Genomic DNA, 15081 nt, shown 5'->3' on the forward strand with positions numbered 1-15081 from the left:
CTTCGGGAACTGGGCCCGATGTCCACTTTGAGTTCTGACATGTGGTCAACCGCGGCGACGGTCGATGTAACAAATCTGCATCGTTGAACAGGGACAAACTGCCCCTTTGGCGGCGCCCCGACGGGCCCTTCGGCGCAGGGAGCATCGGTTAAGACACGATCCGGTACCAACCGCTTCGTCAAGAGTTTCCCGCTGGTCGCAACGGCAGCTAAGGTCACCGCCATCGGTGACCCCTGTCACCACGTTGTCCGTACCCCCAAGGACGAGGTGAAGCACCATGCGTGCATCCAGGCCGAAGGCCGCGATCGCGGCCGTCGCGGTCGCGGCCCTCGCGGTAGCAGGCTGCGCCGAGAGCAACCGCGATGACAGTTCCGGCGGTAGCAAGAAGGACACCCTCGTCTTCGGCGTAGCCGGAGACCCGAAGGTGCTCGACCCGAGCATGGCCAGCGACGGCGAGTCGCTGCGCGTGGCGCGTCAGGTCTTCGAGACGCTGGTCCGTCCCGAGGAGGGGGGCACCAAGGTCTCTCCCGGGCTCGCCGAGTCCTGGACCCCGGACGCCGCCGGCACGACGTGGACCTTCAAGCTCCGTTCCGGGGTGAAGTTCCACGACGGCACCGACTTCAACGCCGAGGCGGTCTGCAAGAACTTCGACCGCTGGTACAACGCCAAGGGCCTCATGCAGAGCCCGGACGTGACGGCGTACTGGCAGGACGTCATGGGCGGCTTCGCCAAGAACGAGGACCCGGAGCTGCCGCCGAGCCTCTTCAAGTCCTGCACCGCCAAGGACGCCACCACGGTCGACCTGGCCTTCACCCGGGTCTCCAGCAAGATCCCGGCCGCGCTGATGCTGCCGTCGTTCTCCATCCACAGCCCGGCGGCGCTGGAGAAGTACGACGCGAGCAACGTCACCGGCACCGCCGAGGACATCAAGTACCCGTCGTACGCGATGGAGCACCCGACCGGCACCGGTCCGTTCAAGTTCAAGTCCTGGGACGTCGCCAACAAGACGCTGACCCTGGAGCGGAACGACGACTACGCCGGCTCCAAGGCCAAGCTGAAGACCCTGATCTTCAAGACCATCTCCGACGAGAACGCGCGCAAGCAGGCGCTGCGCTCCGGCGACATCCAGGGGTACGACCTGGTCGGCCCGGCCGACGTCGAGCCGCTGAAGGGTGAGGGCTTCAACGTCCTGACCCGCCCGGCGTTCAACATCCTCTACCTGGCGATCAACCAGAAGGGGAACCCGAAGCTCGCCGAACCCAAGGTCCGGCAGGCCATCGCCCACGCGCTGAACCGCCAGGCGCTGGTCGACTCTAAGCTGCCCCCGGGCGCCAAGGTCGCCGAGAACTTCATGCCGGACACCGTCGAGGGCTGGAACGGCGACGTCACTAAGTACGACTACAACCCGGAGAAGGCCAAGCAGCTGCTGGCCGAGGCCGGCGCGACGAACCTGACGCTGCGGTTCCACTACCCGACCGAGGTCACCCGGCCGTACATGCCGAACCCGAAGGACATCTTCGAGCTGCTCTCGGCGGACCTCAAGGCGGTCGGCATCAACGTCCAGGCCATCCCGCTGAAGTGGAGCCCGGACTACCTGAACGCCACCACCTCCGGCAACAAGCACGACCTGCACTTCCTCGGCTGGACCGGTGACTACGGCGACGGCTACAACTTCATCGGCACCTTCTTCGACCGGCCGAAGGACGAGTGGGGCTTCAACAACAAGGCCCTGTTCGACCAGTTCAAGGACGCCGACACCACGGCCGACATCGCGGCCCGGACCGAGAAGTACAAGGCCCTGAACAAGGCCATCATGGACTTCCTGCCGGGTGTCCCGGTGTCGCACTCGCCGCCGGCGATCGTGTTCGGCAAGGACGTGACCGGGGTCAAGGCGAGCCCGCTCACCGACGAGCGGTACGCCAACGCCGAGTTCAAGTCCTGACCTGACGCAAGGAACGCGGGCGGGCGCTGGAACCTTCAGCGCCCGCCCGCGACCCTCCGCACACCCCTTTCGAGGCCACCGTGTTCCGGTTCATCGTCAGACGCCTGCTCCAGCTGATACCGACGCTGTTCGGGCTCTCCCTCCTGCTCTTCATCTGGCTGCGCCGACTGCCCGGCGGTCCCGAGACCGCCATCCTCGGTGAGCGCGGAACGCCCGAGATGCGCGCCGCGATCCGCCGCAACATGGGCCTCGACGAGCCGATCCTGGTGCAGTACGGCCGGTTCGTCCGGCGGCTGATCCGCCTGGACCTGGGCACCTCGACCTCCACCAAGCGCGCGGTGGTCACCGAGTTCGTTGAGCGCTTCCCCGGCACCGTCGAGCTGACCATCACCGCCATGGTGATCGCGATCGGGCTTGGCATCCCGCTGGGCTACCTGGCCGCCCGCCGTCGCGGCCGGTTCCTCGACCACGCCTCGGTCGGCGGGTCGCTGATCGGCATCTGCATCCCGGTCTTCTTCCTGGCGTACGTGCTGAAGGCGATCTTCGCGGAGAACCTCGGCTGGTTCCCGTCCAGCGGCCGGCAGGACCCGACCCTCGGGGCCACCCGGGTCACCAACTTCTTCGTCCTCGACGGGCTGATGACCCGGGAGTGGGACGCCGCCGCCGACGCGCTCTGGCACCTGGTGCTCCCGGCCGTCGCGCTGGCCAGCATCCCGTTGGCGATCATCGTCCGGATCACCCGGGCCAGCGTGCTCGAGGTGCTCAACGAGGACTTCGTCCGCACCGCCGAGGCGAAGGGCCTCACCGAGCGGGTCGTCCGGCGCCGGCACGTGCTGCGCAACTCGATGCTGCCGGTGGTCACCTCGATCGGCCTGCTCACCGGCGGCCTGCTCTCCGGCGCGGTGCTGACCGAGACGGTCTTCGCCTTCAGCGGCATCGGAGCCTTCATCTACGACGCGATCAGCCAACGGGACTACCCGGTGCTGATGGGCTTCATCCTGATCATCGCGGTGGTGTACGTGCTGGTGAACCTCCTGGTCGATCTCTCCTACAGCCTGATCGACCCGAGGGTGAGGGTCCGATGACGATCACCAGCGGCAAGAAGCGCGAGAAGATCGACCGGCTCGCCGAGCTGGCCGCCCGGGACGACGAGCGGGGCGTCAGCCTCTGGCGCGAGGCGTTCCGCCGGCTGCGGCGCAACCCGGCGGCGATCGTCGGCGCGGTGATCCTGAGCCTGTTCCTGCTGGTCGCCATCTTCGGGCCGTTCTTCGTCCCGTACGCCCCGGACGCCCAGCTCTGGAAGGGCGAGATCCGCCTCGGCGAATTCCCCGGCTTCCGAGGGGAGAACTGGTTCGGCGTCGACCACATCGGTCGCGACGAGTTCAGCCGCATGATCGTCGGCGCCCGGCAGACCCTGCTGGTCGGCGTGATCTCCACCCTGATCGGCCTCGCCGTCGGCTCGCTGATCGGCGGGGTCGCCGGAGCCGCTGCCGGCCTCGGCGGCCGGTGGGGCCGGGCGGTCGACAACGTGCTGATGCGTTTCGTCGACATGCTGCTGGCCATGCCGAGCCTGCTGCTGGCGATCAGCATCGCCGCCCTGCTCGGCGCCGGCCTGACCACGGTCATGATCGCCGTCGGCGTGGTGTCGGTGCCGGTCTTCGCCCGGCTGCTGCGCGGCTCGATGATCTCCCAGGCGAACAGCGACTACGTGCTGGCCGCCGTCTCGCTGGGCGTCAAGAAGCCGAAGATCGCCCTGACCCACGTGGTGCCGAACTCGCTCGCCCCGGTCATCGTGCAGGCCACCCTCACCCTGGCCACCGCGATCATCGAGGCCGCGGCGCTCTCCTTCCTCGGTCTCGGCAACAACGACGCCTCCATCCCCGAGTGGGGGGTGATGCTCGCCGACGCGCAGCAGTACCTCGACTCCGCGCCCCGGCTGGCGATCCTGCCCGCCCTCGGCATCATCGTCACCGCGCTGGGCTTCACGCTGCTCGGTGAGGCGATGCGCGAGGCCCTCGACCCGAAGCTGCGGAAGTAGGTCAGCATGTCTCTGCTCGAAGTGGACGACCTCTCCGTCACCTTCGCCCGGCGCGGCCAGCGGGCCGTGCACGCCGTCGACGGGGTCTCCTTCTCGGTCGACGCCGGCGAGGTGGTCGGCCTGGTCGGCGAGTCCGGCTGCGGCAAGAGCGTCACCTCGTTGGCCATCATGGGCCTGCTGCCCAAGCAGCCCGGCCTGCGCGTCGGCGGCAAGGCGGTCTTCGACGGCACCGACCTGCTCCAGCTCGACGACCGGTCCCGGCGGGACATCCGCGGCCGGGACATCGCGATGATCTTCCAGGACCCGCTCAGCTCGCTGAACCCGGTCGTCCCGATCGGGTTGCAGGTGACCGAGGTGCTCACCCGGCACCGGGGGATGAAGGGCGAGGCGGCGGCCAAGGAGGCGGCGGCGCTGCTGGACCGGGTCGGCATCCCCGACCCGAAGCGGCGGCTCAAGGAATACCCGCACCAGCTCTCCGGCGGCATGCGGCAGCGCGCCCTGATCGCCATGGCGGTGGCCTGCAAGCCCCGGCTGCTGATCGCCGACGAGCCGACCACCGCGCTGGACGTGACCATCCAGGCGCAGATCCTGGAGCTGCTCAAGGAACTGGTCCGGGAATCCGGCACCGCGCTGATGATGATCACGCACGACCTGGGCGTGGTCGCCGGCATGTGCGACACCGTCAACGTCCTCTACGCCGGCCGGGTGGTGGAGACGGCCCGCCGCCGTCCGCTGTTCCGCGAGCCGCGGCACCCGTACACCGTGGGGCTGCTCGGCTCGGTGCCCCGGCTGGACGCCGGGCGCGGCGAGCGGCTGAACCCGATCCCCGGCTCGGTCCGCGACGTGCTGCCCTGGCCGGACGGCTGCGCCTTCGCCCCGCGCTGCACCCGGCGGGTCGACGCCTGCGTCGGCGAGCCGCCGGAGCTGGTGCTCGCCCACGACGGCCGCAGCTACCGGTGCGTCAACCCGGCGCCGGTGCCGGGAACGACGCCGGCCGAGGGGGTCCGGGGCGCGGTTCCGACCGACGCCGAGCCCGGCTCGGTGCCGGCGCAGGCCGTCCCGAACGACCCGCCGACGGTGCCGGGCATCGGTCCCGCCCCGCGCGAGGAGGAGACAGCGTGACCGACAACGACATCCTCGTCGAGGTACGCGACCTGAAGGTGCACTTCCCGATCAAGCGGGGCGTGCTCTTCGACCGGACGATCGGCCACGTGAAGGCGGTCGACGGCGTCGACCTGCGGATCCCCCGGGGCAAGACGTACGGGCTGGTCGGCGAGTCCGGCTGCGGCAAGTCCACGCTCGGCCGGGCGCTGCTCCAGCTCACCCCGCCCACCAGCGGCGAGGTCCTCTTCGACGGGGTCGAGCTGACCACGCTCCCGGCAGGCAAGCTGCGGTCGACGCGCCGCCGGATGCAGATGATCTTCCAGGACCCGATGTCGAGCCTGGACCCGCGGCAGAACGTCGAGTCGATCCTGACCGAGGGCCTGCAGACGCACGGGATCGGTGCCAACCGGGACGAACGCCGGCAGATCATCGGCGAGACGCTGGACAAGGTCGGGCTACCCCGCTGGGCGCTCTCCCGCTACCCGCACGAGTTCTCCGGCGGGCAGCGGCAGCGGATCGGCATCGCCCGGGCCCTGGTGCTCGGTCCCGAGCTGATCGTCGCCGACGAGCCGGTCTCCGCGCTCGACGTCTCGATCCAGGCCCAGGTGGTGAACCTGCTCGACGAACTGCAGGAGAGCCTCGGCCTGACCTACCTGGTGATCGCGCACGACCTGGCGGTGGTGCGGCACATCTCCGACACCGTCGGCGTGATGTACCTGGGCGCGCTGGTCGAGGAGGCGCCGAGCGAGCGGCTCTACACCGAGCCGCTGCACCCGTACACCCGGGCGCTGATGTCGGCGGTGCCGGTGCCGGACCCGGACGTGGAGGACCGGCGGGAGCGGATCCTGCTCGCCGGCGACCTGCCCTCGCCGGCCAACCCGCCGTCCGGCTGCCGGTTCCACACCCGGTGCCCGTGGGCGCAGCCGACCCGCTGCGCCGACGAGCGACCGGCGCTGCGCGAGATCGGCGGCAGCCGGGTGGCCTGCCACTGGGCCGAGCAGATCGCCAGCGGGCAGCTGCGCCCGCACAAGGTGGAGGTCCAGATCGTCCGTCCCGAGGACGAGGGCGAGGCGCCGGGCGTGGTCTCCGCCCCCAGCGAGCCCGGCTCGTACGTCTGACCCCGCCCGCCCCGCTCAACCCCGACGAGCGTGCCACTGCGGTGGCACGCTCGTCGTGTTCCGGTGACCGGGTGGCGCGCCCGGAGCGGTCAGCCCTCGGGGCGGTTGAGCAGGGCGACCGCGATCGCGTGCACGGCGTCCAGCCCGGCCGGGTCGGCAAGCGGCGTCCGGCCGCCGGTCACCACGTACCACTCGTCGGCGTCCTTGTACTGCACCCGCAGCGTCACCTGACCGTCGGCGTACTCGGTGCGCAGCGTCAGCTCGCCGGTGACCACGCCGACCTCGTCGGTCATCACCCCGCCCGGGCCGGGCACGACGTCGGCCGTGCGCTGCTGCGGGCCGGTGCTCGCCCCGCCCGCGTCGGCGGACATGCCCGCCCCCGGCGCGGCGGCGGACGGCGCGTCCGGGCTGTCCGCGCTCATCCCGGCCCCCGGCACCGCCGCGGCGGTGGTGCCGTCGGCGGTCATACCGGCCGTGGTCGCCCGGTCTCCGGTCACGGGTTGCTCGCCCATGTGCAGCCCTCCAACATGTCCGTCAGGGCGGTCTTCTCGGCGCTGGTCACCGTGAGCCGCCAGTGGTGCTTGACCGTCACCCAGTTCGCGGCGTACTGGCACCAGTACGACCGGTTCGCCGGCTTCCACTGCGACGGGTCCTGGTCACCCTTTGCCCGGTTGGAGGTCGCGGAAACCGCGATCAGCTGCGGCCGGTCCAGGTCGTTGGCGAAGTCGCCGCGTTTCGCGTCGTCCCACTCGTCGGCCCCGGACCGCCACGCGTTGGCCAACGGCACCATGTGGTCGATGTCCACGTCGGACGGATCGGTCAGGGCCCGGCCGTCGTAGACGCTCTCCCACCGGCCGCCGACCACGTTGCAACCGGAGAGCTTGATGTTCTCGCCGTCCCGCTTGAGCACGTTGTCCCGCACGTCGCAGTTCGTGCCGGTGTCCCGCCAGTGCGGGAAGCGGTTGCGGCTGTAGCCCTTCATCGAGCCGGCGCCGGCCACCGTCAGCTGCCCCAGCAGCTGCACCGGGTCGCCCCCGGCGGTCGGCGACGGAGCCTGCGTCGGCTCGTCGAGCGGAACGCAGCCGGTCGCGCCGAGCGCCAGCGCCGCGGCGAGCGCGGCCGTCACCGCGGCGCGCGGTCCTGATCTGGTACGCACAGACGACACCTCTCCAGCTTGCGGGCTTTCGGCGATCCCGCACAGTACCCGGACCAGGTTTCGGCGTTTCGTGGCGTCTGGAGAATGGTGCGAGGCAGATTGGTCGGATGACCACAACCGGCCCCGCGCTCCGCCTCGGCACCGCCGCCGGCCGAGGCACCCTGCTCGCGGCGGTGCTCGCCTCCGGCATGGTCTTCCTCGACAGCACGGTGGTCAACGTTGCGCTGCCCCGGCTCGGCATGGACCTCGACGCCACCGTGGCGGGTCTCCAGTGGACGGTCAACGGCTACCTGCTGACGCTCGCCGCGTTCGTGCTGCTCGGCGGGGCGCTCGGCGACCGGTTCGGGCGGCGGCGGGTCTTCCTGCTCGGGGTGGTCTGGTTCACCCTGGCCTCGGTGCTGTGCGGCCTGGCGCAGGAGACGGCCTGGCTGGTGGCGGCCCGGTTCCTCCAGGGCACGGGCGGCGCCCTGCTCACCCCGGGCTCGCTCTCGGTGCTCCAGGCCAGCTTCCACCCGGACGAGCGGGGCCGCGCGATCGGCGCCTGGTCCGGGCTCGCCGGCGTCTCGACGGCATTCGGTCCGTTCGTCGGTGGCTGGCTGATCGACACGCTCTCCTGGCGGTGGATCTTCTTCCTCAACGCGCCGCTGGCCGTGCTGGTGGTGCTGGCCGCGCTGCGCTGGGTGCCGGAGAGCCGGGACGAGGACGTCTCCCGCACCCGGGGACCGGGCCGACGGCACCGGCACTTCGACGTGCTGGGCGCGTTGCTCGGCGCGCTCGCCCTGGCCGGCGTCACGTACGCCCTGATCGACGCCCCGGCGCGCGGCCCGGACTCGCCGCCGGTGCTAGTCGCGACGTTGCTCGGGGTGGCCGGCACGGTGGTCTTCGTGCTGGTCGAGCGGCGGCGCGGGGACACCGCCATGCTGCCCACCGGGCTGTTCGGCAGCCGGCTCTTCTCGGCCCTGAACATCTTCACCGTGGTGGTCTACGCCGCGCTCGGCGGCTTCATGTTCTTCTTCTCCGTCTTCCTGCAGAACGTGGTCGGCTGGTCGGCGTTCCGCACCGGGATCGCACTGCTGCCGATGACCCTGCTGCTGCTGGTGGGCAGCGCCCGGGCGGGAGCGCTGTCGGCGCGGATCGGCCCGCGGCTGCCGCTGCTCGTCGGGCCGGTGGTCGCCGCCGCCGGTCTGCTGCTGCTGCGCGGGGTAGGTCCGGGCGCGTCGTACTGGCGGGACGTGCTGCCCGGGGTGGTGCTGTTCGGGGTGGGGCTGACCCTGGTGGTGGCGCCGTTGACGGCGTCGGTGCTGGCCGCCGTGGCGGACCGGTTCGCCGGGGTGGCCAGCGGCTTCAACAACGCCGCCGCCCGCGCTGGTGGGCTGCTCGCGGTCGCCGCGCTGCCGCTGCTGGTCGGGCTCTCCGGCAGCGGCTACGAGCAGCGCGCCGAGTTGACCGGCGCGTACCGCGACGCGCTGCTCTGGTGCGCCGGGCTGCTGCTGGCCGGAGGGCTCCTGGCCGGCCTGCTGGTCCACCGGCCGCCCCGGAAGGCGCCGCCGGCCCAGCCCTGCCACACCCTGCCGGTCTCCACCCCGCCGGAGCGGCGGGCCGGGGAAGGCGCCCCGGACGCCCGACCCGGCTGAGCCGGGCGGGCCCCCGGTAAACCGGAGACCCGCCGCGGGCTCAGCCGCGGGCGCGGTTGACGGCGCTGGTGACGGCCTTGATCGAGGCGGTGACGATGTTGGCGTCGGTGCCGACGCCCCACACCGTCCGCCCGTCCACCTCGCACTCGACGTACGCGGCGGCCTGCGCGTCCCCGCCGGAGGAGAGCGCGTGCTCGTGGTAGTCGAGCACCCGTACCGCCACGTCCACCGACTGGAGCGCGTTGACGTACGCGTCGATGGGGCCGTTGCCGACCGCGGTCAGCGACCGCTGCTGCCCGCCGAGCCCCACCTGGGCCTCGATCTCGACCTTGCCCTCGGCGGTGCCGATGGCGTAGCCGGTCAGGGTGACCGCCGGGTCGCGCTGGTGGTCGAGAAGGTATTGCCCGGCGAAGATCTCCCACATGGTGCCCGGGTCGACCTCGCCACCGGAGTGGTCGGTGACCTGCTGGACCACGCCGGAGAACTCGATCTGGAGCCGGCGCGGCAGGTCGAGCTGGTGCTCGGTCTTCATGACGTACGCGACGCCGCCCTTGCCGGACTGCGAGTTGACCCGGATGACCGCCTCGTAGGTGCGGCCCAGGTCCTTCGGGTCGATCGGCAGGTAGGGCACCGCCCACTGGTGCTCGTCGACCGGCACCCCGGCCGCTGCGGCGTCCGTGGCCAGCGCGTCGAAGCCCTTCTTGATCGCGTCCTGGTGCGAGCCGGAGAAGGCGGTGTAGACCAGGTCGCCCGCGTACGGGTGCCGCTCGTGCACCGGCAGCTGGTTGCAGTACTCGACGGCCCGCTTGACCTCGTCGATGTCGGAGAAGTCAATCATCGGGTCGATGCCCTGGGAGAACAGGTTCAGCCCCAGGGTGACCAGGTCGACGTTGCCGGTGCGCTCGCCGTTGCCGAACAGGCAGCCCTCGATCCGGTCGGCGCCGGCCAGCAGCCCCAGCTCGGCGGCGGCCACCCCGGTGCCCCGGTCGTTGTGCGGGTGCAGGCTCAGCACCAGGCTGTTCCGCCGGGGCAGGTGCCGGTTCATCCACTCGATCGAGTCGGCGTAGATGTTCGGCATCGCCATCTCGACGGTGGCCGGCAGGTTGACGATCAGCTTGCGGTCCGGGGTGGGGTCGACCACCTCGATGACCTTCGCGCAGACCTCCAGCGCGTACTCCAGCTCGGTGCCCGTGTACGACTCCGGCGAGTACTCGTAGTGGATGTCGGTGTCCGGGGTGTGGATCTCGGCGTACTTCTGGCACAGCCGGGCGCCGGAGGTGGCGATGTCGGTGATGCCGTCCCGGTCCAGCCCGAAGACCACCCGGCGCTGCAGCGTCGAGGTCGAGTTGTAGAAGTGCACGATCGCCCGGCGCGCGCCGCGCAGGGACTCGAAGGTCCGCTCGATCAGGTGCTCCCGGCACTGGGTGAGCACCTGGATGGTGACGTCCTCGGGGATCAGGTCCTGCTCGATCAGCTGCCGGACGAAGTCGTAGTCGGTCTGGCTGGCCGAGGGGAAGCCGACCTCGATCTCCTTGTAGCCCATCTGCACCAGGAGCTGGAACATCCGGCGCTTGCGCTCGGGCGACATCGGGTCGATCAGGGCCTGGTTGCCGTCCCGCAGGTCGACGGCGCACCAGCGCGGCGCGGCCTCGACGTGCCGGGTCGGCCAGCGCCGGTCCGGCAGGTCGATCCGGAACTGCTGCTGGTACGGCTGGTAACGGTGGTACGGCATCCGGCTGGGGCGCTGCCGGGCGATCGGATCGGTCTCAGCGTCGGTGACGGGTTGAGCCATCAGGAATGCTCCCTGGCGAACATGTGGCGTCAGCAATCGGAAGGTGTCGGCGAGGTGCCGGGCGACGATGCCCGTGCGGTGCCGATAGGAAGTTCGGATCTGCTGGACGGCGCGGTTCGACTCCGCGACGAGGTGCCGGCCTTCAGGCCTCGTCGCGGCGACCAAGGAGGAGGTACGCCCGCCACATGACAGGGTGACCCTACGTGATGAGTGGTGGGGTGGGAAGGAAGGTCCGGACTATGAGATCGACGTCGCACCCGCCAACGCCGGCTCAGCTCAGCAGCAGGTCGGCGAGCGGGCGGCGGCGGCGCAGCGCGGTCTCCTCCGGCAGCAGGTCGGCGGGGAGGCTCAGCGGGTCACCCAGCTGACCGACGGCCGCCGCCGCGTACGGGCGGACGTCGGGCGGCAGGTCGAGGTCGGCGGCCAGGCCGGCCCGGTCCAGGTCGAGCACCTGGCGGACGTGCAGGCCGAGCGCGGTGGCCTGGACGGTGAGGTGCGCGACGGCCTGCCCCAGGTCGTACGCGGCGTGCCCGGTGGCCTCGTACGCGGCGTGCCCGGTCGGCTCGGCCAGGTGTGCGGCGAGCAGCAGCGCCGACGCCCGCCCCGCCCAGCGCTGGTCCCGCGCGGGGAGGTTGACCAGGATCCGCTTGAAGGTCTCGTCGTCGCGGTGCCCCAGGACGAACCGCCAGGGTTCACGGTTGCCCACCGACGGCGCCCACCGGGCGGCCTCCAGCAGCGAGGACGCCTCGGCCGGGGTCAACTCCGCGGCCGGATCGAACGAGCGGGGACTCCAACGGATCGCGAGCAGCGGGGTCAGGTCGGCCATGGGTAGAGCGTCCCCTATGGGCGTTTCACCCTCCGAGAGAGGGGGGCCGAATGTGGGCAATCGCACCCGTAACGGAACGACGGTCAGAACGTTCCCGCGCTCGGACTCTCGGACGGGTCGGGCGGTGGCGGGGCGGCGGTGCCGAGCGGCTCCTCGCCCTCCACCACCGGCCCGGCGAGCTGCACGGTGGCCGGGGCCGGGGCGGGCGTCCCGGCCAGGGTCAGCGTCCCGGACGCCGTCCGCACCGCGGTGGGCGTGCCGTCGGCGTCGTAGCAGTAGATGCCGACGTCGAGCGGTGGGTTGATCGAGGCCGAGGTGGTCTCCACCGCGTAGCAGGTGCCGGTGGCGCCGGCCGGCGGGGTCGCCGGGGAGACGGCCAGCGGGGCGCGCCGGTCCGTGAGCACGTCCAGCCAGTCGGTGAACGGGTGCTGCACCCGCGGGTCCAGCCGGCGGGGCAGCCCGTCGTCCGGGTCGCCGAGGCGTACGCAGCCCGGCGGCTCGGGCCGGATGGCCGACGGCAGCGCGCACTGGAAGAGCCCGTCGGCGGTGGCGGCGAGCGAGACGTCGGCGGTGCCACCGAGCGCCCCGCCCGGCACGTCCACCCGCCAGGTGCCGTCGTTCGCGCTGGTCACCACGATCGTTCGGTCCGGGGCGTCCGGCGCGCGCAGGGTGTAGCTGGCGACCAGGTGCCGGTCCTGGGCCGCCGCGGCCAGCGCGGCCAACTCGTCCCGGGCCGCGTCCAGCCCGGCGGGGGCGGGCGCGGTGGACGGGGTGGGCGGCGGCGTCGCGGGCGGGTCGGCGGTGCAGGCGGCGAGGGCGGCCGGCAGGGCCAGCGCGAGCGGGCCGGCCAGGCGTCGGGCGGGACGGAGATGGGCGTGCACCCGGTCATTCTCGGCTGCCCGGCCAACGCGCGGTGACCCGTACGTCGGTCCCCCGCCCGGCGTGTCGCGCGCCACGCCGTCGGGCCCGGGTCGGCCGGATCGTGGGATCACCCGACCCGACGGCGCGAGCCGCCCGATAGGCTGAGGGCGTTTGACACGCGCCGCCGGCCCCGGTGCCGGCGGCGTCGGCACGCTCAGGGTCACTGGGAGGGAGCGCACCGTCGTGGCACTCGTGGTGCAGAAGTACGGCGGGTCCTCCGTCGCCAACGCCGAGCGGATCAAGCGGGTGGCCGAGCGCATCGTCGCCGCCCGCAAGGCCGGCGACGACGTGGTGGTGGTGGTCTCCGCCATGGGGGACACCACCGACGAGCTGCTCGACCTGGCCAACCAGGTCAGCCCGCTGCCGCCGGGCCGCGAGCTGGACATGCTGCTCACCGCAGGGGAGCGCATCTCGATGGCGCTGCTCGCCATGGCGATCCACAACCTGGGCTACGAGGCCCGCTCGTTCACCGGTTCGCAGGCCGGGGTGATCACCACCTCGGTGCACGGCAGGGCCCGCATCATCGACGTCACCCCCGGCCGGCTCAAGGGCGCGCTCGACGAGGGTGCGGTGGTCATCGTCGCCGGCTTCCAGGGCGTCTCGCAGGACACCAAGGACGTCACCACCCTCGGCCGGGGCGGCTCGGACACCACCGCCGTGGCGCTCGCCGCCGCGCTGAACGCGGACGTCTGCGAGATCTACACCGACGTCGACGGCGTGTTCAGCGCCGACCCGCGGATCGTCCCGAACGCCCGGCACATCAGGCAGATCACCTATGAGGAGATGCTCGAGCTGGCCGCCTGCGGCGCCAAGGTGCTGCACCTGCGTAGCGTGGAGTACGCCCGCCGGGCGGGCTTGCCGATCCATGTCCGTTCGTCATACTCGACCAACACCGGCACCATGGTCACCGGATCGATGGAGGACCTTCCTGTGGAGCAAGCACTGATCACCGGGGTCGCCCACGACCGCAGCGAGGCCAAGATCACGATCGTCGGGGTGCCGGACGAGCCGGGCGCCGCCGCGCGGATCTTCGACACGGTGGCCGGCGCCGAGATCAACATCGACATGATCGTGCAGAACGTCTCCACCGAGGGCACCGGGCGCACCGACATCTCCTTCACGCTGCCCAAGACCGACGGCCCGACCGCGATGGCCGCGCTCAGCAAGATCCAGGAGTCGGTCAAGTTCAAGGGCCTGCTCTACGACGACCACGTGGGCAAGGTGTCGCTGATCGGCGCCGGGATGCGCTCGCACCCGGGTGTGGCGGCCGGTTTCTTCGCCGCCCTCGGCCAGGCCGGCGTGAACATCGAGATGATCTCCACCTCGGAGATCCGGGTCTCCGTGGTCTGCCGGGACACCGACCTCGACGCCGCGGTGCGTGCCATCCACGACGCCTTCGAGCTCGGCGGCGACACCGAGGCCGTCGTCTACGCGGGGACGGGGCGGTAGCGCCCGTGGCGCGGCTGCCCACTCTCGCCGTGGTCGGCGCGACCGGGGCCGTCGGCACGGTGATGTGCGAACTGCTCACCGGGCGCAAGAACGTCTGGGGCGAGATCCGGCTGCTCGCCTCCGAACGTTCCGCCGGCAAGGTCGTCCGCTGCCGCGGCGAGGACCTCACCGTCCAGGCGGTCACCCCGGAGGCGTTCGACGGGGTCGACGTGGCGATGTTCGACGTGCCGGACGACGTCTCGGCGCACTGGGCCCCGATCGCGGTGAGCCGCGGCGCGGTCGCCGTGGACAACTCCGGTGCCTTCCGGATGGACCGCGACGTCCCGCTGGTGGTGCCCGAGATCAACCCGGAGCAGGTGCGCAACCGGCCCAAGGGGATCATCGCCAACGCCAACTGCACCACCCTCACGATGATCGTCGCGGTCGCTCCGCTGCACCGCGAGTACGGCCTGCGCGAGCTGGTGCTCGCCTCGTACCAGGCGGTCTCCGGCGCCGGTCAGGCCGGCGTGGACACGCTGCACGCCCAGCTCGGCAAGATCGCCGGCGACCGGGGGCTCGGCTCCCGCCCCGGCGACGTACGCCAGGCGGTCGGCGACGAGCTCGGCCCGTTCCCGGCGCCGCTGGCGCTCAACGTGGTGCCCTGGGCCGGCTCGCCAGCCGACGCCGGCTGGTCGTCCGAGGAGCTGAAGCTGCGCAACGAGTCGCGCAAGATCCTCGGGCTGCCCGACCTGAAGGTCTCCGCCACCTGCGTCCGGGTGCCGGTGGTCACCGGCCACTCGGTGGCGGTGCACGCGGTCTTCGCCACCGAGGTCGACGCCGAGGGCGCCCGCGAGGTGCTGCGCAACGCGCCCGGGGTGATCCTGGTCGACGACCCGGCCGCGGGGGAGTTCCCGATGCCGATCGACGCGGTGGGCACCGACCCGTCCTGGGTCGGCCGGATCCGCCGCGCCGTCGACGACCCCCGCGCCCTGGACTTCTTCGTCACCGGCGACAACCTCCGCAAGGGCGCCGCCCTGAACACCGCCCAGATCGCCGAACTCCTCGCCGCCGAACTCACCCGCTGACCCGTGCGCATCACGCGCACTCCCGCACGGTCACGGA

The 15081-nt window shown here is 71.7% G+C and carries 13 protein-coding genes; 8 read left to right on the forward strand and 5 right to left on the reverse strand.

Annotation, left to right across the window (positions count from 1 at the left end; genetic code table 11):
* The first annotated feature begins 277 nt into the window (after positions 1-277).
* From ACVCAH_RS00275 to ACVCAH_RS00295, 5 genes are all read left to right on the forward strand, one after another.
* Positions 278-1942 carry an ABC transporter substrate-binding protein gene (locus ACVCAH_RS00275; protein WP_447133982.1) on the forward strand — a complete coding sequence of 555 codons (1665 nt, stop codon included), beginning with the start codon at positions 278-280 and terminating at the stop codon, positions 1940-1942.
* 80 nt (positions 1943-2022) lie between these two features.
* Positions 2023-3027, forward strand: coding sequence for an ABC transporter permease (locus ACVCAH_RS00280; RefSeq protein WP_447133983.1), 1005 nt, complete (start codon positions 2023-2025; stop codon positions 3025-3027).
* Positions 3024-3980: an ABC transporter permease gene (locus tag ACVCAH_RS00285; protein ID WP_447133984.1), complete on the forward strand. Its 957-nt coding sequence runs from the start codon at positions 3024-3026 to the stop codon at positions 3978-3980. Before ACVCAH_RS00280 ends, ACVCAH_RS00285 begins: the two co-directional genes overlap by 4 nt.
* Positions 3981-3986: 6 nt before the next feature.
* The gene (locus tag ACVCAH_RS00290; RefSeq protein ID WP_447133985.1) at positions 3987-5102 is read left to right on the forward strand and encodes an ABC transporter ATP-binding protein; all 1116 of its coding nucleotides are present in this window, start codon (positions 3987-3989) and stop codon (positions 5100-5102) included.
* Positions 5099-6202, forward strand: coding sequence for an ABC transporter ATP-binding protein (locus ACVCAH_RS00295; RefSeq protein WP_447133986.1), 1104 nt, complete (start codon positions 5099-5101; stop codon positions 6200-6202). Before ACVCAH_RS00290 ends, ACVCAH_RS00295 begins: the two co-directional genes overlap by 4 nt.
* 89 nt (positions 6203-6291) lie before the next feature.
* On the opposite strand, the gene ACVCAH_RS00300 is transcribed toward ACVCAH_RS00295, so the two are convergent.
* Positions 6292-6714, reverse strand: a complete 423-nt coding sequence (locus ACVCAH_RS00300) for a hypothetical protein (protein WP_447133987.1) — start codon at positions 6712-6714, stop codon at positions 6292-6294.
* On the reverse strand, positions 6696-7358 hold the full coding sequence (locus ACVCAH_RS00305; protein WP_447133988.1) for an HNH endonuclease family protein: 663 nt from the start codon (positions 7356-7358) through the stop codon (positions 6696-6698). Before ACVCAH_RS00305 ends, ACVCAH_RS00300 begins: the two co-directional genes overlap by 19 nt.
* A 107-nt stretch (positions 7359-7465) precedes the next feature.
* Here ACVCAH_RS00305 and ACVCAH_RS00310 point away from each other — a divergent pair, with 107 nt between their 5' ends.
* Positions 7466-8992 carry an MFS transporter gene (locus ACVCAH_RS00310; protein ID WP_447133989.1) on the forward strand — a complete coding sequence of 509 codons (1527 nt, stop codon included), beginning with the start codon at positions 7466-7468 and terminating at the stop codon, positions 8990-8992.
* 40 nt (positions 8993-9032) lie between these two features.
* Here ACVCAH_RS00310 and leuA read toward each other — a convergent pair whose 3' ends face one another.
* The 3 genes from leuA to ACVCAH_RS00325 form a co-directional block, all read right to left on the reverse strand.
* A complete protein-coding gene (leuA, locus tag ACVCAH_RS00315; protein WP_447133990.1) occupies positions 9033-10784 on the reverse strand; it encodes a 2-isopropylmalate synthase in 1752 nt (583 codons plus the stop codon).
* Between the two features lie 271 nt (positions 10785-11055).
* Positions 11056-11610, reverse strand: coding sequence for a nitroreductase family protein (locus ACVCAH_RS00320; RefSeq protein ID WP_447133991.1), 555 nt, complete (start codon positions 11608-11610; stop codon positions 11056-11058).
* Positions 11611-11693: 83 nt separating this feature from the next.
* A complete protein-coding gene (locus ACVCAH_RS00325) occupies positions 11694-12491 on the reverse strand; it encodes a hypothetical protein (RefSeq protein WP_447133992.1) in 798 nt (265 codons plus the stop codon).
* 223 nt (positions 12492-12714) lie between these two features.
* Here ACVCAH_RS00325 and ACVCAH_RS00330 point away from each other — a divergent pair, with 223 nt between their 5' ends.
* Positions 12715-13980 carry an aspartate kinase gene (locus ACVCAH_RS00330; protein WP_447133993.1) on the forward strand — a complete coding sequence of 422 codons (1266 nt, stop codon included), beginning with the start codon at positions 12715-12717 and terminating at the stop codon, positions 13978-13980.
* Positions 13981-13985: 5 nt separating this feature from the next.
* Positions 13986-15044 carry an aspartate-semialdehyde dehydrogenase gene (locus ACVCAH_RS00335; protein ID WP_447133994.1) on the forward strand — a complete coding sequence of 353 codons (1059 nt, stop codon included), beginning with the start codon at positions 13986-13988 and terminating at the stop codon, positions 15042-15044.
* Positions 15045-15081: the final 37 nt, after the last annotated feature.

The organism is Micromonospora sp. LZ34 (assembly GCF_052981855.1).